The organism is Acidobacteriota bacterium (assembly GCA_039028635.1).
Taxonomy (GTDB): Bacteria; Acidobacteriota; Thermoanaerobaculia; order Multivoradales; family JBCCEF01; genus JBCCEF01.
Window position 1 is genome coordinate 1 of the sequence record JBCCHV010000057.1, and the last position, 20,165, is coordinate 20,165.

Annotated in this window: 16 protein-coding genes; 7 read left to right on the top strand and 9 right to left on the bottom strand. The window is 68.9% G+C overall.

The window, feature by feature from the left end; genetic code table 11:
- On the top strand, positions 1 to 381 hold a 381-nt coding region (locus tag AAF604_19605), incomplete at its 5' end, for a hypothetical protein (protein MEM7051882.1).
- A 116-nt stretch (positions 382 to 497) separates the two neighbouring features.
- Positions 498 to 1,001 carry an RNA-binding protein gene (locus AAF604_19610; protein MEM7051883.1) on the top strand — a complete coding sequence of 168 codons (504 nt, stop codon included), beginning with the start codon at positions 498 to 500 and terminating at the stop codon, positions 999 to 1,001.
- Between the two features lie 108 nt (positions 1,002 to 1,109).
- On the opposite strand, the gene AAF604_19615 is transcribed toward AAF604_19610, so the two are convergent.
- Positions 1,110 to 1,583 carry a PDZ domain-containing protein gene (locus tag AAF604_19615; protein MEM7051884.1) on the bottom strand — a complete coding sequence of 158 codons (474 nt, stop codon included), beginning with the start codon at positions 1,581 to 1,583 and terminating at the stop codon, positions 1,110 to 1,112.
- A 201-nt stretch (positions 1,584 to 1,784) separates the two neighbouring features.
- On the opposite strand from AAF604_19615, the gene AAF604_19620 reads away from it, so the two are divergent.
- Both AAF604_19620 and AAF604_19625 read left to right on the top strand, forming a co-directional pair.
- Positions 1,785 to 3,437, top strand: a complete 1,653-nt coding sequence (locus tag AAF604_19620) for a HAMP domain-containing sensor histidine kinase (GenBank protein ID MEM7051885.1) — start codon at positions 1,785 to 1,787, stop codon at positions 3,435 to 3,437.
- A complete protein-coding gene (locus AAF604_19625; GenBank protein ID MEM7051886.1) occupies positions 3,434 to 4,117 on the top strand; it encodes a response regulator transcription factor in 684 nt (227 codons plus the stop codon). Before AAF604_19620 ends, AAF604_19625 begins: the two co-directional genes overlap by 4 nt.
- A gap of 582 nt (positions 4,118 to 4,699) precedes the next feature.
- Here the strand turns inward: AAF604_19625 and AAF604_19630 are convergent.
- The gene (locus tag AAF604_19630) at positions 4,700 to 6,154 is read right to left on the bottom strand and encodes a sulfatase (GenBank protein MEM7051887.1); all 1,455 of its coding nucleotides are present in this window, start codon (positions 6,152 to 6,154) and stop codon (positions 4,700 to 4,702) included.
- A 109-nt stretch (positions 6,155 to 6,263) separates the two neighbouring features.
- On the bottom strand, positions 6,264 to 8,138 hold the full coding sequence (recQ, locus tag AAF604_19635; GenBank protein ID MEM7051888.1) for a DNA helicase RecQ: 1,875 nt from the start codon (positions 8,136 to 8,138) through the stop codon (positions 6,264 to 6,266).
- Between the two features lie 86 nt (positions 8,139 to 8,224).
- On the opposite strand from recQ, the gene AAF604_19640 reads away from it, so the two are divergent.
- On the top strand, positions 8,225 to 9,325 hold the full coding sequence (locus tag AAF604_19640) for a glycerate kinase (protein ID MEM7051889.1): 1,101 nt from the start codon (positions 8,225 to 8,227) through the stop codon (positions 9,323 to 9,325).
- A gap of 13 nt (positions 9,326 to 9,338) precedes the next feature.
- Here AAF604_19640 and AAF604_19645 read toward each other — a convergent pair whose 3' ends face one another.
- Positions 9,339 to 10,427, bottom strand: coding sequence for an amidohydrolase family protein (locus AAF604_19645; protein ID MEM7051890.1), 1,089 nt, complete (start codon positions 10,425 to 10,427; stop codon positions 9,339 to 9,341).
- A gap of 130 nt (positions 10,428 to 10,557) precedes the next feature.
- Here AAF604_19645 and AAF604_19650 point away from each other — a divergent pair, with 130 nt between their 5' ends.
- Positions 10,558 to 11,898, top strand: coding sequence for a PQQ-binding-like beta-propeller repeat protein (locus AAF604_19650; GenBank protein MEM7051891.1), 1,341 nt, complete (start codon positions 10,558 to 10,560; stop codon positions 11,896 to 11,898).
- Positions 11,899 to 11,939: 41 nt separating this feature from the next.
- On the opposite strand, the gene AAF604_19655 is transcribed toward AAF604_19650, so the two are convergent.
- The 3 genes from AAF604_19655 to AAF604_19665 are packed head-to-tail and all read right to left on the bottom strand — an operon-like array spanning position 11,940 to position 15,481.
- Positions 11,940 to 12,647, bottom strand: coding sequence for a hypothetical protein (locus tag AAF604_19655; protein MEM7051892.1), 708 nt, complete (start codon positions 12,645 to 12,647; stop codon positions 11,940 to 11,942).
- A gap of 13 nt (positions 12,648 to 12,660) precedes the next feature.
- The gene (gene pepQ, locus AAF604_19660) at positions 12,661 to 13,998 is read right to left on the bottom strand and encodes a Xaa-Pro dipeptidase (protein ID MEM7051893.1); all 1,338 of its coding nucleotides are present in this window, start codon (positions 13,996 to 13,998) and stop codon (positions 12,661 to 12,663) included.
- Positions 13,985 to 15,481 (bottom strand): hypothetical protein, encoded by a 1,497-nt coding sequence (locus tag AAF604_19665; GenBank protein MEM7051894.1) that lies wholly within the window; start codon positions 15,479 to 15,481, stop codon positions 13,985 to 13,987. Before AAF604_19665 ends, pepQ begins: the two co-directional genes overlap by 14 nt.
- A gap of 151 nt (positions 15,482 to 15,632) precedes the next feature.
- Here AAF604_19665 and AAF604_19670 point away from each other — a divergent pair, with 151 nt between their 5' ends.
- Positions 15,633 to 16,925: an APC family permease gene (locus AAF604_19670; protein ID MEM7051895.1), complete on the top strand. Its 1,293-nt coding sequence runs from the start codon at positions 15,633 to 15,635 to the stop codon at positions 16,923 to 16,925.
- Positions 16,926 to 16,949: 24 nt separating this feature from the next.
- Here AAF604_19670 and AAF604_19675 read toward each other — a convergent pair whose 3' ends face one another.
- Together AAF604_19675 and AAF604_19680 are read right to left on the bottom strand one after the other, a co-directional pair.
- Positions 16,950 to 18,194: a murein transglycosylase A gene (locus AAF604_19675; protein MEM7051896.1), complete on the bottom strand. Its 1,245-nt coding sequence runs from the start codon at positions 18,192 to 18,194 to the stop codon at positions 16,950 to 16,952.
- Entirely contained in the window at positions 18,191 to 20,161 is a 1,971-nt protein-coding gene (locus AAF604_19680) for an alkaline phosphatase family protein (protein MEM7051897.1), read from the bottom strand. The genes AAF604_19675 and AAF604_19680 overlap by 4 nt, the downstream gene beginning before the upstream one ends.
- Positions 20,162 to 20,165: the final 4 nt, after the last annotated feature.

Below are 20,165 nucleotides of genomic sequence, written 5' to 3' on the forward strand. Positions count from 1 at the left end.
GCGGCCGCCGAGCGCACCGGCGACCCGGAGCAGGCGGCCATCGCCCATCGCGACCTGCTGCAGGCCCTTATTCGCGACCGATCGGCGGACGAGCTGCCAAAGAGCGTCGCCGAAGTCGAGGCCTACCTCGCCTCCCTCGACCTCGACCAACCCAGCCTGCAATTCGGTCAGTGGTCCGAATCGGGCCGGCTGATGGCCCTGCTGGGGGCTCGCGACGAGCTGCGTCAGCATCCTCGGCGGCGCCCTCGGCCCGCGGGCCTCGAATTGGTCGAGCGGCCAGTCGCGGAGATCGACCGCCTTTCGGCCGGGCCTCTCGACGAAGCCGCCCTCGGCGAGTTGGCAGCGAACTACGGCGAGATCAACGATCTGTTCAGCAAGTGACCTTTCTTGAGTCTCGCAGGGCCCCCTGCTAAGCTTTCATCGAGACTCTTCGACGAGTGTGGCTGCGAGTTCAGCACGGTCGAGGGTCGGAGCTCGTTTCCGAACGGCGACGCTCCATGGATCGTCTGCAACTAAGGAGAAAGACCATTTCCGCCAAAGTCTTCGTCGGCAACCTGAACTTCCAAACCACTAAAGACGAGCTCAGGGCCTACCTGTCGGAAGCCGGCGAGGTCGTCGATGTCTACCTCCCGACGGACCGAGCCACCGGGCGCCCGCGAGGCTTTGCCTTCGTCGAGTTCGCCAGCCCGGATCTCGCGGCGGCAGCGATCGAAAAGTTCAACGGCACCGAGCTCGCCGGGCGGCGGCTCAACATCAACGAAGCGCAGGACAAGCCGCGCCGTTCGCCGGGCGGTGGCGGCCCACCGCGGCCGCCGCGCACCGAGTACCGGCCGCAGCCGGGAGATTTCGCCGACTTCCAGGGCTTCGGCCAGCCCGACAGCGGTGGCGGCGGTGGTGGCGGCGGCGGTGGCGGTGGCGGAGCGCCGGGACGCCGCGGCGGCATGGGTGGCAAGCCCAAGGGCAGCCGCCGAGGTCTGCGCGGCCGAAAGCGCAGCTTGTAGACACCGCGCTCCTACTTTTCTGCCCCCAATAGCAAAACGGGCGACGCGCCGAGTGGCTGCGTCGCCCGTTTTCTTTGCCCCGAAGAATCTCGAGGTTGCGCGGTCGTCCTAGCGAGCGGCGACGGTGACGTAGGAATGCTGGTCGACCATGTGTTCACCGATCCACTGCGCCAACACCGTGTCGGGCACCTCGGCGAGCCAGGCCGTCAGGTTCTTCTTGCCGCCGGAGCGCTTGACCGTGTACTCGGCCTTGACGTTGGGACCGAGGCTCTTCTTGACCTTGGCAAGCTTCTTCTTGTTTTCCTTCGACAGCTCGACACCGTTGAGGGCGACCAGCACGTCCCCGGCCTGGAATCCGGCCTTTTCTGCCGGGCTACCCGCCGTCACCGCCTTCACCGCATAGCGGCCCTCGGCCGTCTTCTCGGTTTCGATTCCAAGCCAGCCCTTGGCCTTGATCTTCGTGACCATGGCGTTCAGACACTCCTCGGCTCCCTTGTCACACTTGTAGTGCTCTCCGGCGAAGGCCGTACCTGCCAGGGCAACGAGAACCGTCAACGCGACCAACCAAGTGGAAATCTTCATTCTCGGATCCTCCGAAACTCTTCGGACATCCCGGAGAGGGCGTCCGATGGGATTGATGGCGACGGATGCCTTTTCCGTCTTCAGCAGTCTAGGAAGGGCGAATGTGAATGTCCTGGACGAAGCGTCAAAACTTGTAACGGTTGTAAACAAGTCGTCAACGCAGCGGCCCAAGGCCCGACCTGTGGGCTATATTGCCGCCCTATGAACCGGGCCTCTTCTCGTCGCGATGGTCTGCCGCTGCGCCGCGCCCGCGCCCAGCGCCGCGGCCTGCTTCTCGCCTTCGCCGGCGCCCTGGTTCCCCTGCTGATCCTGCTCGGCCTGCAGTACCGCTGGCTCTCGGAGCTCGAGAAGAGCTCCCGGGTAGCTCGCGAGTCCTCCCTCGGCGCCTACTTGAGCTCCATTTCGAAGGACATCTCCTACTTCTACTGGAAGGAAGGGCAAAGCGCCCTCGCCCTGCCGTCCCAGGCCTTCGCCGCCGAGGATCCGGCGGCCAAGTTCTGCCGCTTCTTCTCCAGGGCCGAAAGGCGCTTCAGCGGCGCCCGGCCCTTTTTCGTCGCCAGCTTCGGTGACGACCCCAAAGTCTCGGTCCACGACTCCGTCGCCGGAAAGATGGTGCCCGCGGAGGAGGGGCCGGAAACGGATGCCATCCTGGCGGCGGTGATTCCCTGGCATCTGCGCAGCCAGTCGGGCCGCACCTTCGAGGAAGTCGACGTCGAGCTCAACGACTCCGATCCTCGCTTCCGCACGATGGTCAAGCCGGTGATCGACGAGGAATCCCACCTGGTCGGCTTGGTGGGCTTCGTCCTCGACCAGGACTATCTGAAGAACAAGGTCCTGCCCAAAGCAGTCGATGAGATCGTCGGCGAGTTGCCGGATCTGGTGGTGACGGTCTGGGATCGCAATGGCGAGCTCATCCTCGGCGAGGAACAGACCTCGAAGCCGGCCCGCTCCCTGTACGACTCGGTGAGTGGTTGGAAGCTCACCATCCACAGTCGATCAGCGACGCCGGAGCAGTGGGCGCGAGCCAACTTCCTGTTCAACCTGACGCTGTCGGCGGTCCTCGCCCTCGTCCTGCTGGCGGCGATCGCCTTTGCCCTGCGCACCGCCTCGCGAGAGCTCCACCTGTCGGAGATGAAGAACGACTTCGTCTCCAATGTCTCGCACGAGCTGCGCACTCCGCTGTCGTCGATTCGAGTCTTCGGTGAGTTCATGCGCCTCGACCGGGTGAGCGACCCGGCCAAGGTGCGCGAGTATGGCGAGTACATCGAGACCGAGAGCCGGCGCCTGACCCAGCTGATCGACAACATTCTCGACTTCTCGCGTATCGAATCCGGTGGCAAGGTCTACCACTTCGAGGAGTGCGATCTCGTCGAAGTGGTGACCGAGGCCCTCAAGACCTTCGAGATCAGGCTCCGGCAGAAGGGCTTCCGGCTCTACTTCGACGGCCCCGAGGAGGAGCTCCCGCCGGTCGCCGTCGATCCCGGAGCCCTCGCCCAGGCGATCTGCAATCTGATCGACAACGCGGTCAAGTACTCGAACGGCGCCCGCGAGATCCAGGTAGCCGTCGGGCGCACCGACGGCCATGCAGAGATCGCCGTCACGGACCACGGCATCGGCATCTCGCGCGATCAGCAGAAGCGCATCTTCGATCGCTTCCATCGCGTCAGCACGGGCCTGGTTCACGACGTCAAGGGAGCCGGTCTCGGCCTGTCGATCGTGCAGCACATCGTCCAGGCCCATGGCGGCAAGATCAGCGTGCGCAGCGAGCTCGGCCGCGGCAGCACCTTCACCGTCCACCTGCCGTTCACGCCGTCCGCCCCGGTGGAGCCGTCGGCCCCGGAGGAGAAGTCATGAGCCCGCGAGTCCTGATCGTCGAGGACGACGAAGCCATGGCCGTCGCGCTGCGCGATGGCTTCGAGTACGAAGGCTATGAAGTGATCGCCGCCACCGACGGCGAGGCCGGCCTCACCGCCGCTCGGGAGCGTGCTCCGGCACTGATCGTCCTCGACGTCATGCTGCCGCGCATGACCGGCCTCGATGTCTGCAAGGAGCTGCGCCGCGGCGGCGACTCGGTGCCGATCATCATGCTGACGGCGCGCGGCCAGGAGATCGACAAGATCCTCGGCCTCAAGCTCGGGGCCGACGACTACATCACCAAGCCCTTCAGTTTTCTCGAGCTGTTCGCCCGCGCCGAGGCGGTGCTGCGACGCACCTCCGGCCACTCCCCCGGCGCCGCCATCGCGCGCTTCGGCGACGTCACCATCGACTTCCGGCGCCACGAGGCGACCAAAGGCGACCAGTCCCTCGAGCTCTCACCGCGCGAATTCCATCTCCTCGAGTACTTCGTCGCCCACCGCGGCGAAGTCATCTCCCGCGATCGCCTGCTCGACGCCGTCTGGGGCTACGACTCCATCCCTTACACCCGCACCGTCGACACCCACATCGCCAAACTGCGCAAGAAGATCGAAGACACGCCATCGGACCCGAAGTGGCTGGTGACCATCCACCGCCTGGGCTACAAATTCACCGGCTAAGGGCCCGGCGACGCACCTGTCGCGCCCGAGCCGCGTAGGCGGGGGGGCGCCTTTAGCCCCGAAGTCCCTGTCGGCAGAATGAAGCCGTCGGCTACAAAGCAGCGGGCCCCCGAGCGCGCAAGCGCGAGGCGGCGGCAAAGCCGCCGAGGACGAGGCCGCCCTGGATTGGGGTGAGGCCGCACGACACGTGCGTGCGGCCCGGGCCGCGTAGATTACGTGAGCGCCTTTAGCCCCGAAGCACCTATCTTTCGGCAGAAAGAAGCCGTCTGCTAACCAGCAGACGGCCCCCGAGCCCGATCAGGGCGAGGGCAGCGGCCTCTGGCCGCTGAGGACGGGGGTGCCTGGCCGGCCGCGAGCCGCACGACATGTGCGTGCGGCTCGGGCCGCGTAGGCGAGGGGGGCGCCTTTAGCCCCGAAGTTCCTGTCGGCAGAAAGCAGGCGTCTGCTAACCAGCAGACGGCCCCCGAGCGCGGAAGCGCGAGGGCAGCGGCGAAAGCCGCTGAGGACGGGGCCGCCCTGGATTGGGGTGAAGCCGCACGACATGTGCGTGCGGCTGAGGGGGGCGCCTTTAGCCCCCCTGAATCAGAGATACCCGAGGGACTTCAGGAGGTCGCGGGTCTCGCCCTGCATCGAGCGCTCGTCGCCGCAGGCGCCGCCAATCTCGTCGATCTCGGCGTTGTAGCGGTCGGCTCCGTTCCAGGCCGACAGCAGGCGCTGCAGGCGCTCGAGGGCTTGCGGGTTCTCCTCCGCGACATTGCGCGTTTCCTCGGGATCGGCCTGCAGGTCGAAGAGGGTGAAGCGCACCCCTTCTCCACCGATCCAGCGCTGCTCCGGCCGGGTCTGGGCGAAGATCAGCTTGTGGCGCTCGTCGCGCACGATCTTCTGCCACTTGTTCTTGGTCTCCCAGCCGGCCTCCGAGTAGGCCACCGTATCCGCCGGCGCGGCTTCGCCGAGGAGCCGCGGGGTCAGACTCGCCCCCTGGTTCCAGCGCCCCTCGTCGAGGCCGATGCCGGCGGCTTCGAGAAGGGTCGGCGAGAGATGGATCAGCTCGACCGGTGCCTCGTCGACGCGCGGCTCGAGGACTCCCGGATAGTGCACGATGAAGGGCACCCGCACACAGGTCTGAAAGCCGAAGCGGCCGTGGTCGAAGTAGTAGCGATGCTCGCCCAGGGATTCGCCGTGATCCGAGGTGAAGACGGTCAGCGTGCGCTCGCGCAGGCGACGCTCGTCGAGAGCCTCCAGGAGGTGGCCGATCTGGGCGTCGTTATAGGCGATCTCAGCGTCGTAGCGGGCGACATAGAAGGCCAGATCGTCGCGACCATCGATCACCTGATCGCGACCGATACCGGTCATCTGTTGACGCGGCTTGTCGGCGATGTTGATCTTGACCGTGTCGTCGAAGAACTCGTCGTTCTGGAAGCGATCCCGCCATTCGCCGGGAGCGCCATAGGGGGCGTGAGGATCGAGATAGTGGACCCAGAGGAAGTAGGGCTCGTCGCTGTCGGCGATCTGATCGAGCAGGCCGATGGCGAGGTTGGTGACCGCCTCGGCGGTATTGGGATCGTGGTCGGGGTCGTTGGACTCGAGCTTCCAGGTCTCGATGTAGGTATCGAAGCCCTGGTCGAAGTAGAAATCGCTCGCCAGAGCGGCATTCGCCACCACCGCATGGGTCTGGTAGCCGGCGCGCTGCAGGCGCTCCGCCAGCATTTCGAAGCGGCACGGCAGCGGCTGACCGATGCGGCGCACGATGCCGTTGTCCTTGGGATAGATGGCGGTGAACATCGAGGCCATCGAGGGCCCCGTTTTCGGCCACTGCACGGCGGGCTGGTCGAAACGCACCCCTTCCGCCGCCAGCTGGTCGATCACCGGCGAGGTCTGCCGTTCATAGCCGTAGGCCGAGAGATGGTCGGCGCGCAGCGTATCGACGGTGATCAGCAGGATGTTGCTGCGCGGCGGCAGCGGCGGCTCACCACAGCCGGCCAGGAAGACGAGGAGCGGGAGCAGGGCGGACAGACGGCCGAGAGTCGACTTGATCAATTGCAGCGTGCCGTGGTTCGGAATCTTCGTGATGCGCGCCCGCCGGGCCGATCCGGCTCGCCGAGCGCACGATGGCTGGCAACCGATTCTAGCAGCCGAATGCGTCATCTCAGCCTTCCACCAGACGACTCAGCAGCAGCCCGACATTGCGCTCCAGGCTGCGCTCGGCGCAGTAGCCTTCGATCAGCGGCAGGAAGGTCGGTCCCAAGCGCTCGGCCTTGCGATCGCCGATGCCGTGCACCTGCAGCAGAGCTTGCGGGGTGGTCGGCCGGACCTTCGCCAGCTGGCGCAGAACGCTGTCGTGAAACACCACGTAGGGCGGCACGCCGCGCTCCCGGGCGATGCTCAAGCGAGCCTCCCGCAGACGCTCGAACAGACCGCGATCGACGCCCTCCCAATCTTCCCCACGGCCACCACCCCGACGGCGCCGCCGGGCGGTGGGCGCCGGCTGCCGAAAGAGCGCGAAGTCATCGCCCGGAAGCTGCCCCTTGAGGAGATCGACGCCCGCCGCAGTGAGCTGCAACACCGGATAGCGATCCCCGACCGCCTGCAGGGTCCCCTGGTCGCGCAACTGATCGACGAAGCCCTTGAGCTCGGCGACGGAGAGGCTGGCCAACAGGCCGAAGGTCGACACCTGGTCATGGCCTTGAGTGACCACCTTTTCGGTCGCCCGCCCTCGCAGGACATCGATCACCTGGCCGGCTCCCCAACGCTGACCGAGGCGGGCGACGCAGGAGAGAATCTTCTGCGCCAAGGTGAGGGAATCTTCCACCCGCTCGAGCTCGTCGAGACACCAGTCGCAGGCGGCGCAGTTGTCGTCCTCGTAGGTCTGACCGAAGTACTCGCACAGGGCCCGATGGCGGCAGGTGGTGGCACCGGCATAGGCCTGCATGGCGCGCAGCAGCTGGCGCGCCCCGGCGCTGAGCTCGCCATCGGCTTCCAAGAGGCGGCGCCAGGTGGCGAAGTCACCCGGTGAATAGAGCAGCAGGCATTCGGCCTCGAGACCGTCGCGGCCGGCGCGGCCGGCTTCCTGCTGATAGTGCTCCGGCGACCGCGGGGCGCCGATGTGGATGACATAGCGGACATTCGAGCGATCGATGCCCATCCCGAAGGCCACCGTCGCCACCACCACGTCAACGCGCTCTTCGAGAAAAGCCTCCTGGCAGCGATGGCGCTCCTCGGCATCGAGGCCGGCGTGGTAGGCGAGCGCTCGGTGGCCCCAGTCGCGCAGCTTCTGGGCCACCGACTCGACTTCCTTGCGGGAAATGCAATAGATGATGCCGGCCTCGTCGCGATGGCGCGCCAGGGCCTCCTGGAGTTGCTGATCGACCCGACGTTTGCGCCGCGAGCGGTAGATCAGGTTCGGCCGGTCGAAGGAGCCGATCAGGATCTCGGCGTCACGCAGGGCGAGCTGCTCGACGATGTCACGCTGCACCTGCTCCGTCGCCGTCGCCGTGTAGGCGTGGATGGCGATCTCCGGAAAGCGCTCCTTGAGCCGGCCGAGCTCGCGGTAAGGGGGGCGGAAGTCGTGTCCCCACTGGCTGATGCAGTGCGCCTCGTCGACCGCCATATAGGCCGGCGAGCAGTCCTCGAGGAAGCTCTGGAAGCCCTGCCCGACGAGGCGCTCCGGGGAGACATAGAGCAGGCGGTAGTCGCCCCGCCGCAGGCCTTCGCGAATCGCGCGGCGCTCCTCCGGATCCTGGCTCGAGTTGAGACAAGCGGCCGACACGCCGTGGGCTCGCAGGGCGTCCACCTGGTCCTTCATCAGCGAGATCAATGGCGAGACCACGACCGCCAACCGGCCTTCCCCAAGCAGCGCCGGGGCCTGGAAACAGAGCGATTTCCCGCCCCCGGTGGGCAGCACGACGAGGGAGTCTCGGCCGGCCACCACGGCTTCCATCGCCTCCCGCTGGAGGGGTCGAAACTCGTCGTAACCCCAGGTGTGGCGGAGGACTTCGCGGAGAGAATCGGCAGCGGCTGGCATGGTCGGCGACGGACTGGCCTATTCTAGTCTCTCGGCAGCCCCGCCGGCGGATCACCTTCGCCGCTCCGCCGACTGCCGTCACCACGATGAGAATCCACCTCGCCTTCGATGCCTTCAAGGGCACCCTCAGCGCCGCCGAAGCTTGCCGAGCCGTCGCCCTCGGCCTCGCCGAGGCGCAGCCCGCGGGCGTCCTTCTCTCCTGGCCCTTGGCGGACGGCGGCGAAGGAACGGCGCGGCGCCTGGCAGCCCTCGCCGCGGCTCCCTGGCGCAGCCGCACGGTGACCGGTCCACTGCCCAACCGCCCGGCGCGAGCCGGCTTCGCCCTCGATCAGCGCCGCAGTCTCGCCTGGCTCGACGCCGCCTCCGCCTGTGGCCTGCCCCTCCTCGCGCCGGCGGAGCGCGATCCCCGTCTGACCACCAGCCGCGGCGTTGGCGAGCTGCTGGAGGCGGCCCGCTTGGCCGGGGCCACCGCGCTGCGAGTGGGTATCGGTGGCACGGCGACGGTGGACGGCGGCTGCGGCGCCGCCACCGCCCTCGGCTGGCGCTTCCTCGACGCTTTCGGCTCTCCCCTGCCCCCGGGAGGCGCGGCCCTGCGACGGTTGGCCCGCATCGTTCCGCCGAGGCCGCGGCCGACGATGGCGATCGAAGCCCTCTGCGATGTCGAAAATCCCCTCGACGGCGCCAACGGCGCGGCCGCCGTCTTCGCGCCCCAGAAAGGCGCTGACCCGGCGACCGTCGAGGTCCTCCGGGAAGCTCTCGAAAATCTCGCCACGCGAGCGCGAGAAGATCTCGGCCTCGACCTGCGCGGCAAGGCCCGGGACGGCGCCGGCGGCGGTCTCGGGGCCGGCCTGCGGGCCTTCTTCGGCGCCCGCCTGGTCGCCGGTGCCGAGGCGGTGCTCAACGCCTCCGGATTGCCGGCGGCGATGGCGCCGGGAGACTGGGTGATCACCGGCGAAGGCCGCCTCGACGAGACCTCCTTCGCCGGCAAGGTGGTGGGCACGGTGAGCGAGCTCGCCCGCCGGCGGGGCGCTCGCCTGGCCTACCTCGTCGGCACGGTCGAGGGCGATTGGGTGCCGCCCGACGACCGCCTTTGGGAGGCCGCCGGTGCGGTCCGCAACCAGCCCTTCGACGACCTCCGGGAGGCGGCTCGGAGGCTCGGTCATCGCCTGTCTTCGCAGGCCAGCTGATCGTTCGACGACGCTACTCCGGCAGTGCCGGAAAGAGCGCAGTCTCGGGCACGTCGAGGAGACGCAGGGCGTTGCCGTAGTAGAGCTTGCGCAGCACCTCGTCGGGCAGATCGAGACCGTAGAGCTTCCAGTGGGCGTGGCGCTTGCGGTAGTAGTCGAAGTACTCGTCGGCGGTCTCGAGGGTGCGAAAGTAGACCGGATACTCCTCCGGCCGCCAGGAGTCCTTGCCGAACAGGATGCGGTCCTGGTAGCGCACCAGGAACTGCCGCGCCATGCGCGGCTGGCGGCCGAGCTCGGCGAGCACCGCGCCAATCTCGCTGTAGACGTTGGGCAGGTCGTCGAGGAGATCCCCGAGGCGCGCCAGATCGCCCCCCAGCCAGCCGAGATGGGCGGCGATGAAGGCCGTCTCCGGGTGACGGCGGAAGAGGCTCCACTGCTCCTCCATCACCTGCTCCCAGGGCGGGAACCGATCCGGCGGCCGAGCCCGGTTCGGGCGCTGCTTGAGCTCCAGCCAACGCTCGTTGAAGCGGTCATGGGGCGCGAAGAAAGAGGCCGGCTCGCCGGTGTGGATGAGCACCGGGATGCCGAGCTCTGCGCACTTGCGCCAGATCGGGTCGAGGCGCGGGTCGTCCGTCGGTACCCGTTGGCCGGCGCTGTCCGTCAAGGTCAGGCCGAGATTCTTGAAGATCTTCAGGCCGCGGGCACCGGCGCGGTAGTCGGCCTCGAGGCGCTGCGCGGCGCGGGCCCCGAAGCCCGGCTCGCCGATGCCGTCGAAGTCGACCGTCGCGAAGGTCAGAAAGCGCCCCGGGAAACGACCTTCGAAGGCCGCGACGCTGGCCTCGAGGCGCTCTCCCGTGCCGCCACTGAGGTTGACCAACAGCGCGATGTTGAGGGCGTCCATGTCGGCGACCACGGCGGCCACCTCGGCCGCCGACATGTCCGCCGCCCGATGATGGGAGTGGACATCGACCAGCGGGTAGCGGGCGCGCTCGACGGGGTTCTCGGGAACCACCAGGGTCGATCGCGGCTCATACTCCTCGAAGGACATCTCCTGGGCCGCCAACATCGGCACCAGCAGGAACAGACTCAAGCTCCCGATCATCGACCGCACCGCCACCTCCTTCTCTCACCCAAACCCTCGGAACTAGATTCCGCAAGCTCTATTCACCGCGGATCCCTACGACCTCCGTAGTAGGATGGCACACGTCGACCAACCCGCGGAAGGAGATTCCATGAGAAAGCTCATCTTGCTCGTCGCCCTGGCTTCGGCTCTGTTCGCCGTCGCCGCCGCCACCGCCGCCGATTGGCCTTCGTTCCGCGGCCCCAATGGATCCGGAGTCGCCGACGGCGCCGCCCTCGCCACCTCCTGGGATGCCGACGGCGGTCGCAACGTGTTGTGGCGCACCGAGCTCGCCGGCGGCGGTTTCGCCAGCCCGGTGCTGTGGCAGAACCGGCTCTACGTGACCACCTTCGAAGAAGTCGCCGGGAAAGACGACACCCTGCGCTGGAATCTGCTCGCCATCGATCGCGCCAGCGGCAAGGTGCAGTGGTCGAAGACCGTCGTCGAAGAGCCGCGGCGCCTCGATCAGCACCGCGCCTCGAGCCAGGCCAACGCCTCGCCGGCGGTCGACGGCAAGCGCATCGTCACCATCGTCGGCGCCTCGACCCTGGCCGCCTACGATCTCTCCGGCAAGGAGCTGTGGCGCAAGGACCTCGGGCTCCTCGACCAGGGCATGGCCTCGGACCGCAACTCGCAATGGGGCCACGCCAGCTCGCCCTTGCTGTGGCAGGACAAGGTCTACGTCCAGGTCGACCGACACCGCGACTCCTACCTCGCCGCCTACGACGCCGCCAGCGGCAAGGAGCTATGGCGCGACGCTCGCCAGGAGAAGCCTTCCTGGAGCACCCCGGCGATCTATCGCAGCGACGCCGCTCCCGGCGGCGTCGGTCTGGTCACCGCCTCACCGGGCTATACCCGCGGCTACGATCCCAACACCGGTGCCGAGCTCTGGCGCTTCAACATCGGCCTGCAGGTGATGGTGCCCGTGCCGGTGGTCTCCGACGACCTGATCTACATCGCCGGGGGCTATCCCCGCGGCCAACCGATTCGCGCCATCCGCACCAGCGCCAAGGGTGACGTTTCCGTTCCCGAGAACGCCCGCCAGGGCGAGCACGTCGCCTTCATCAGCGATCGCGGTGGGCCCTATGTGCCGTCACTCCTGCTCTATCGCGGAACGCTCTACGGCTGCACCGACGAAGGCATCCTGTCGGCCTACGACGCCGCCAGTGGCAAACGTCTCTGGCGCGAACGGGTCGGCGGCACCTACAGCGCCTCGCCGGTGGCCGGCGACGGCAAGATCTATCTCGCCAGCGAAGAAGGCGACGTCCGGGTGGTGCGGGCCGGCGAGCGCTACGAGCTGTTGGCCACCATCCCCCACGGCGAGCGCCTGATGGCGACGCCGGCGATCGGCGACGGCACCCTCTACGTGCGCGGCGGCAGCTTCCTGCTGGCGGTCCAAGAGGGCGCCGGCAGCAAGGCCGCCAGCGATCAGAAGAAGGCCCGAAAGCGGTAGGTCCGGGCGCCGCAGGCTGCCGAGTCAGACTCTCGACTGGCTCAGCAGCCTGCGTCCCCTGCCGGCGAGGCGATGACGCTGCACTGCGGCCGGCCATCGATCCACAAGCAGTACCCGCCCTTGGCGCAGCCCTCTTCATCGCCGTCACAGGGCGTGCCGTGCCGGACGCCTTGATGCGTACAGCGACCCGCTTGGCAGATGTCGCGCGTACAGCAATCGCCATCGGAAGGACAGATGGCGCCATCGAGGGCCACCGAACGCACACAGCGAGCCCGCTCGTTGCAGGTGTGCGAGGTGCACGGCTCGCCGTCTTCGGCACAGACCGTCCCCTGGGGAAGAATCAGGTGCTCGCACTGACCGCGCAGGCACTGATCCGCCGTACAGGGATTGTCATCGCTCGTGCAAGGAGTCTCGTTGTCGAGCATCGGATGGGTACAGGCACCCGCGGCACAGATGTCGTCGGTGCACTCGTTGCCGTCGTCTTCGCAACCATGGCCGTCGCGGGCTGGCTCATGGCGGCACTGCTCGGCGCGACAGATATCGCGCGTGCAGACCGTGCCGTCGTCCGGACAGCGGACGCCATCGGCCTTGCCGGCGCAGGGATTGACCGGTGATTCTCCTGGCGGACCGTCATCGGTTGGGGTCCCCTGCTCGGTGCCCGGTCCGATCTCGGGGCGCTCCTGAGATGCCAGTGGAATCGCCACCAGAAGCGAGAGAAGCAGGACCCAGTGCCAAGCCCGGTGTCGCACGGCCACCATCGGCTCAGTCGTTGGGACCGGGCAGATGCTCCCGGCTCAGGTCATGAGCACCGTCCTCGGTACACAGGACATCGTCTTCGATGCGGATCCCGCCGCAAGGCCGCAGGCGATCGACCAGGGCCCAGTCGACGGCTTCCCGGTTCGGCCCCTCGGCGAGCTCGTCGAGGAGCACCGGAGCAAAGTAGATCCCCGGCTCGATGGTCACCAGGTGACCGACCTCGAGGGGGCGCGTGGTGCGCAGATGAGGCGCCCCGTCCGGCGCCGCCACCTCGGAGCCGGCGAGATCCCCCTGGCGTCCCCCGACATCGTGCACCTGGATGCCGAGGTGGTGACCGACCCCATGGGGGAAGAACGGACGCACCAGATCCCGGGCCAGAGCCTCGTCGGAGCCGACGTGCAGAACCCCCGCCGCCACCAGAAGATCGGCGACGCCGCGCTGAGCAGCGCCGTGGATCTCGGGATAGGAGCGCCCCGGGGTGACCATCGCCACCAGGTCGCGCTCCAGGCGATCGACCCCTTCGACCAGCGCTGCGAAGACCGGCTCGACCCCCTCCCCGACCCATGTCCGGGTGAGATCGGAAGCGTAGCCCTGGTAGCCGGCTCCGGCGTCGAGCAGCAGCACCTTGCCCGGCGCCGCCTCGAGGCCGCGACGGTTCTCGTAGTGCAGCACCGACGCCTTGTCGTCGAAGGCGCAGATCGGATCGAAGGGCAGATCCTTGTCGGTCTGATCAGAGCCCTCGAGGAAGGCCCAGTAGATCTCCCGCTCGCTGGCGCCGGCATCGAACAGCTCGCGACCGGCGAGGTGACCGCTGGCGGCCTTCTCCACCGCCACCTGCACCAGGGCGACCTCCCAGGGCGTCTTGTAGGCGCGAAACCAGTCGAGGGCGGCCATCAGCTCCGGCGGTTCATTGCGCTCGGCCGCGATCCCGGCCTGCTCGGCAGCCTCCGGCGAGTTGCCGACGTAGGCGACTCGCGATGGCAGAGCGAGGGCCTCCACCGCGGCCTCGTAGGACTCGCGCTCGTCGAAGTCGACCGCCTCCTGCCAGTAGGCCGGCGGTGGCGGCGAGCAGTCGTACCAGTAGTCCCGAGGGCGAACCCGGATCACCCGCGGCGGCCTGCCGGGCCGAGCGAGAACGACGTGCTCCTTGCCGGGCAGCGGGCACCAGCGACGGAAATGGGGCGTCGACCAGAAGGTGATCTCGCGATCGTCGGCATGGTAGTGATCGACCCGGCCAGCATGAAAGAGAACCGCCTCGTAGCGACTGCCGGCAGCCTCCAAGGCTTCCGCCAACATGCGGTCGAGGGTCGTCAGGTGATCGCGGTAGAGATCAAGGGTGGTCATTGCGGGAGCTCCTGTCTGGGCTTGAATTCGGCGGCAGCATAGCAAGGCGTCGGCGCCGACGGACCCACCAGCGGCCGGGAATCCAAACGGCGATCAGAACCAGCAGCAGGATCGCAGGCAGAGGCCACCGCGGGCGGTGCCGAAAGCTCATCACGGTGCCGTCCTGACGCAGCCCGGACCATGCGAAAGCACCCAGCAGAAAGTCCCGAAGACCGCGATCGGTGGCCTCGGCGAGACGACTGAAGCCGACCTCCAAGGTCACCAGCCAGCCGCTCCGGAGATCCTCGAGGATGACCTCCGGATCCCCCACCTGGTTCAACCGCCGCACCTGGAAACGGTCGTTTCGCGCTGGTGGACAGCGAACGGCGGCGGACGGCGGCAGCGCCCGAGGCGCCACCATCGAAGGCTGCCAGCGCAGGCGCTCGCCGGAGCGCAGCCAGATCCCGAGGTCGCCGGCCTCCAGAAACCGCAGGCAGGTGGCGGCTCCCGAGGACAAAAAGAGACCACCCCGGCGCTCGCCCTGCTGCCGGTCGAACCAGGTCACCTGGCCGACTCCGGCCAGGCCCGGGCCCTGGGAGAGCACCAGCCAGCGACCGTCGGGGCTCGTCGCCAGGCCGACGACGGGAGCACCGAGGAGCGACCGCCGACCGCGATCGAGGTCCCGCAGCAGCAGCGAGCCGTCGTCCCCACCGAGGGCCAGGATCGCTCCTTGGCCGGCGAAGGCGGCGCGACGCGGCGGTCTGCCGAGGGCCGCCGCCACCTCGGTGACCACCGTGCCCGGAGATTCCTCGTGCACCGCTCCGCCGGCATCGACCCAGCGCCAGCCGCCAGCCCGATTGCCGGTGACCGCCAGCGGCGCCTCGGCCCGCGTGATCTCGCCGACCGGTTGCAGACCCGGATAGGCCCAGCGGCGCAGTACCCCACCAGCGGAGACCGAGAGCAGCTCGCCGCCGGCCAGCCACGCAAGCTGTCGAATCGCTCCGGCAGGCTCTCCGGGCAGGTGGCCGGCAGCCTCGGCGAGCGCTTCACCACCGTCGTCGAGCACCGCAATCGCACCCTTGGCCGTGCCGTAGGCGACGAGGTTCCCGGGGCCCGAGCCGAGGGCGGTCGCCGGAGACGCCACCGGCACGCGCAACGGGACCGCGGCGAGATCGCCCGCCGGCCAGCGCAGCAGCTCGCCGGCCTCGCTGCCGGCGAGCAGGTCGCCCGCTGCCGTCCACGCGAGGGACAGCAAGCCCTCGGCCGGGCTTTCACCGAGCAGCGCGCCATCCACCTGCCAGACCTTCAAAGTACCGCCGGCATCGAGCGCCGCCAGCCGTCCGCCGTCGTCGGAAGGTGCCAGCAAGACGATTGCCCGCTGATGGCCCGGATCCGGCAGCTCGAGGAGGACCCTGCCCTGCCAGCCACCGAATCCCGGCGGGAAAAAGGCCAGCAGGCCGGCCACCAGAGCCAGCGCGACAAAGGTCGTCAGTACCTTCCCCATAGTCCCGAGTCTATGGTGCCGGCCGTGCAGGTGGCGGCGCCGCGCAGCGAGGGTGATGAATCGGAGCGGGAGTGAGCGCGCAGGAAGAACCGGCCACGATCGCGGCAGAGGTCGCCTCCCGACGGCTCCGGCGGCTGATAGGGTGCCGCCAATGGCCGCCTCCGATCTCCGACGGTCCGTTTCACGCTGGCAGGTCGTCGGCTTGTCGATCAACGATGTCGTCGGCAGCGGCATCTACCTGCTGCCCGCCGCCGCCGCGGCCTATCTCGGCAGCGCCAGCCTGTGGGCGGTCGCCCTCGCCGGCCTCACGGTTCTGCTGATGGTGCTCTGCTTCAGCGAGGCGGCAACCTACTTCGAGGGCACCGGCGGAGCCTACCTCTACACCCGGGCCGCCTTTGGCGATTTCGTCGGCTTCGAGGTCGGCTGGATGACCTGGCTGGCGCGGGTCGCCTCGATCGCTTCCCTTTCGGTGGGCTTCGCCCAGGCGGTCTGCTACCTCTGGCCGGCGGCAGCGGCCGGCACCAGCCTCCGTCCCCTGGTGATCGTGGTGCCACTGCTGGTCCTCACCTATCTCAACTGGATCGGCGTCGGCTCCGGCGCCCGCACCGCCGTCGTTCTGGTGATCGCCAAGCTGGTTCCGCTGGCGGTCTTCGTGGCCGCGGGCATCTTCGCCTTCTCGCGCCAGACCTTCAGCGCGCAGGCGTCGACCGGGCCAACGGAGCTCGGCAACGCGGCCTTGCTGCTGCTGTTCGCCTATGCCGGCTTCGAGAACACCACCGCCCCGGCCGGCGAGTACCGCCAGCCGCGCCGCGACATTCCTTTTGCCCTGATCACCCAGATCACCTTCGTCACCCTGCTCTACTGCGCCGTTCAGGCGGTCGCCCTCGGCACCCTGCCGGAAGTGGCCCGCTCGGAAACCCCGTTGGCCGATGCGGCCGGCCTCTTCCTCGGCTCCTGGGGAGGCATCTTGCTGACCTTCGGGGCCGCCGTCTCCATACTCGGCACCAACGGCAACTCGGTGCTCGCCGGGCCGCGCTACCTCTTCGCCCTGTCGCGCCACGGCTACGGCCCGCGGGCCCTCGCCTCGGTGCACCCGCGCTATCGCACCCCGGGAAAGGCCCTCTGGCTGCAGACCGCCATCGCCCTACCGCTGGCCCTGAGCGGCTCCTTCACCGGCCTGGCGGCGCTGTCCATCATCGCGCGCCTGACAGGCTACTTCGGCACTGCCGTGGCGATTCCGGTGCTGCGTCGGAGGCAGGCCTCGCCGGACGGATCCTTCCGCATCCCCGGGGGTCTCATCGTGCCGGTGCTCGCCGCTCTGCTGGCCCTCGGACTCGCGGCCAGCGCCGGCCGCAAGAACCTCCTTGCCGGCGCCATCGCCCTCGCCGTGGGGGCAGCCATCTACGCCCTCCGGCGGCCGGTCGAAGAACGCCTCGAAGACTGAGCCGGCAGCCGCCCCGGATCAAGCTCACCGCGCCTCGGGCGGTCCCTCACCGGTAGCGTTGGGATCGAGGCCTCGCGGCAGCAGCAGCCACAGGAGCGCCGGGCTCTTCATGCGCCCCGCCACCTCGGCGGCGGCGGCGCCGGGCCCCCAAAAAACGTCGCCCCGCACCGGACCGCGGATCGCGCCGCCAGTGTCCTGGGCGATCAGCAGCCGCCGCAGGGGCAGGTCCGCTTCGCCAATGCGCGGTGAGGGAGCCGTGCTGTCGATCCAGATCGGCGCCCCGAGGGGCAAGAACTGGCGATCCACGGCCAGCGAGCGCTCGGGGGTCAACACCACCCCTTGACTCCCGATCGGCCCCGCCTGGTCGAGCTCGCGAAAGAAGATGTAGGAACGGTTTTCGGCCATCAGCGCGGCCGCCGCCGCGCCGTTCTGCTCCAGCCAGCGCCGAATCGACTGCATCGAAACCTCTTCCCGCAGGAGCTCGCCCCGGTCCACGAGAGAGCGTCCGATGGCGTGGTAGGGATGGCCGTTCTGCGCCGCATAGCCCACCCGCATCGCCGTCCCGTCATCGAGCTCGAGCCGCCCCGAGCCCTGGATGTGGAGGAAGAAGGCGTCGATCGGATCGTCGACCCAGGCCAGCTCGAGACCACGGCCGGCGAGGGAACCGGTGTCGAGGGCGGCGCGATCGTCGAAGGGTCGCAGCTTGCCAGCCTGAATTCGCCCCGCCAGCCGCCGCCCCTCGAGGTCGTCACGGAACTGGCCGAGATCGACCGAGACCAGCTCCGGTGGTCGCCGATAAAGGGGGTGGGCGAAGCGCTCCGAGGGGCGCCGGCTGCCGTTCAAGGTGGGCTCGTAGTAGCCCGTCAACAGGCCTTCCTCGGTCTCGCCATCGAGCACCTGCCAGGGCCGGAAGTGGCGCTCGAAGAATTCCCGCGGCGCGTTCTCGGCGCCGGCCACGGAGTCGCAGGCCGGACGCCAGTCGGCGAGCGTCCCGGCCAAACCGTCGGAGCTCACCGAGTTGCCGTCGTCGCGCCGGCTCCAGCGCCGGCAGGTGCGCTCGAAGGCGACCAGGGCCGCCCCATGATCGTCCTCGGCCCAGCCGGCGAGGGCCGAGAGCTCGGCCGCCACCAGCACCCGCTGCGGCGGCGCGGGCAGCTCGGTTTCGGTGCTGGCCGGTGGCTCGACCTCTGCCGGCGGGGGCCAGAAGGTCGCCGCCAGCGCCCACAGCAGGAGCACGGCACACAGGCCTTGCCAGATCCGGAGAGTCATGGTGCGGGATCGAGCAGTGCCGTCACCACCCGTCCTTCGGCCTGCGCCGGGGCCGGAATGCCGAGCACCGCGGCGAGGGTCGGGGCGAAGTCGATGTGGCGCATGGCGGGAGCGACGACACCGCGAGCGAAGCCCGGGCCCTGGGCATAGAAGATGGCGTGCATCGAGCGCCGACGGGGCGGAAAGCCGTGCTGTCCGGCTCCCCAGGGCAGGCGAGTCGGCGCCACCACCGCCTCACCGCGCCACGCGCGCGGATAGTAGCCGGGAGCGGGGTCGAAGTAGAGATCACCGCCGGCGACACCTCCGCCGCCGAGCTCCGGCTCCTCCTCCGGACGGAAGACCCGTCGCACCAGCGCCTCGCCGGTCAATGGATCGCGCGCCGCGAGCAATGCCGCCGCCGCTTGGTCGAGGACCCGCGAGCGCTGGTCGAGGGGAACGATGCCCTGCTTCCAAGAAACGTCGTTGACCTTGATCGAGAAGGCATCGCCGAAGGCCGGTGCCAGAGCCCGGGTGCGGCCGAGGTCGATGCCCCCGTCGGCGCGCCACACCAGCAGTCCGGCCGCTGCGAGCACCTCGTTGACCAGCAGGTTCTGGCCGACGCCGGCCATGCCGTGATCGCTGGTCAAAGCCACCGAGGATCCGGCCGGCAACGCCGCGGTGATCGCTCCCAACCAGTCGTCCAGCAGGACGAAGACACGGTGATAGTAGGGCTCGATGCGGGCCGCCATCGCGGCATCGTGGCGCGGCGAGGCCGGATCGAGGAGCCCCATCCAGGTATGCCCGGCGGGATCCGCCATCGGAAGGTAGTGAAAAACCACCTCCGGGCGCCAGCGCTGCAGGGCCCACAGGGTGGCGCGCCGGCTGAGCTCGACATCGAGAGCGGTGAGCTCGAGCACCCGGTCCTCGGCTTCGCCGCTTCCCCCCATCATCATCGGGGGCCCGAGGGCGCCATCCTCGTAGAGCCGGAACTGGGTATCGTGGAATCCCGGGTAGGCGCGGCGGTAGGCCTCGAGCTCGGCCTCCGGGGCCAGTCCGTCGAGGTGGTGGACGGCGCGGCGGTAGAGCATCACGTCGCGGCCGTCCGGCGACAGCGCGAAGAGACGGAAGAGGGTATGACCGCGCTGCTCGCCATCGCTGACCGCCACGGCCTTGCTCCAGCTTCCGAGATCGCTCGCGGTGGCGCTCGCGGGCCGCAACCGGAAGCCACACTCGGGAGATGCCTCGCCCTGACAGACGCGCGCCGTGTCGAGACCTTGGGTGGCGACCTCGGGATCGTCGAAGAGCAGAGTCAGAAATCTGCTGTCCCCCACCTCCTCGACGATTTCGAGGCTGCCCGGCGGCGCCCGCCAGGCCTCGCGGGCCGGTTGCGCCGCGGCGGCGGTCAAGACCCGGCTCCTGGCGATCACGTTCTCGAAGCCACTCACCGAGAGATAGCGTTCGGCGGGCACCCCGGCGGCGACCAGCTCGCGGCGATGGGGTTGCGGTGGGTAGGACTGGGTGGCCGAGAGCACCACCACCCGCTTGCCGGCTTTCGCCGCCGTGACGTACAGCGGCTCGGCGAGCAGCGCTTCCGAGCTGAAGCCACGACGCCGCTCGAGCAAGGTGTGCTCAGCGGCGGGCAGCAGGGGTGTCGAGTTGCCGCTGATGCCGTTGCAGCTCGCGCCGCAGCCAGTCCACAAGACGGCATGGCCAACGGCGGTCTTCGAAGGTAGGCCGACAATGCTGTGCTCGGCACCGGCTCCCGCCTCCGCCAGGCGAGCCAGATGGGGCAGCCGGCCGTCTGCCAGCAGCTCGTCGACGACCAGATCGCCGGCGCCATCCCACGAGACGATCAGCATCAAGGGTGGTGCGGGGAGCGCTCGCCCCTCGTCAAGGGCCCGAAGCTCGCCCGGAGACGTCGCCCGCGGGGCCTGGCTGCAAGCGAGAGCCAGAGCGGCGACGCCCAGCATCGTCGCCCACGCTCTCATCGGA

Bases quoted from the DNA above. Each gene is read 5' to 3' on its own strand.
- AAF604_19620 (MEM7051885.1), top strand. From the start codon at position 1,785: ATGAACCGGGCCTCTTCTCGTCGCGATGGTCTGCCGCTGCGCCGCGCC.
- recQ (MEM7051888.1), bottom strand. From the start codon at position 8,138: ATGCCAGCCGCTGCCGATTCTCTCCGCGAAGTCCTCCGCCACACCTGG.
- AAF604_19640 (MEM7051889.1), top strand. From the start codon at position 8,225: ATGAGAATCCACCTCGCCTTCGATGCCTTCAAGGGCACCCTCAGCGCC.
- AAF604_19675 (MEM7051896.1), bottom strand. From the start codon at position 18,194: ATGACTCTCCGGATCTGGCAAGGCCTGTGTGCCGTGCTCCTGCTGTGG.
- AAF604_19670 (MEM7051895.1), top strand. From the start codon at position 15,633: ATGGCCGCCTCCGATCTCCGACGGTCCGTTTCACGCTGGCAGGTCGTC.
- AAF604_19625 (MEM7051886.1), top strand. From the start codon at position 3,434: ATGAGCCCGCGAGTCCTGATCGTCGAGGACGACGAAGCCATGGCCGTC.
- pepQ (MEM7051893.1), bottom strand. From the start codon at position 13,998: ATGACCACCCTTGATCTCTACCGCGATCACCTGACGACCCTCGACCGC.
- AAF604_19610 (MEM7051883.1), top strand. From the start codon at position 498: ATGGATCGTCTGCAACTAAGGAGAAAGACCATTTCCGCCAAAGTCTTC.
- AAF604_19645 (MEM7051890.1), bottom strand. From the start codon at position 10,427: ATGATCGGGAGCTTGAGTCTGTTCCTGCTGGTGCCGATGTTGGCGGCC.
- AAF604_19650 (MEM7051891.1), top strand. From the start codon at position 10,558: ATGAGAAAGCTCATCTTGCTCGTCGCCCTGGCTTCGGCTCTGTTCGCC.
- AAF604_19615 (MEM7051884.1), bottom strand. From the start codon at position 1,583: ATGAAGATTTCCACTTGGTTGGTCGCGTTGACGGTTCTCGTTGCCCTG.
- AAF604_19665 (MEM7051894.1), bottom strand. From the start codon at position 15,481: ATGGGGAAGGTACTGACGACCTTTGTCGCGCTGGCTCTGGTGGCCGGC.
- AAF604_19680 (MEM7051897.1), bottom strand. From the start codon at position 20,161: ATGAGAGCGTGGGCGACGATGCTGGGCGTCGCCGCTCTGGCTCTCGCT.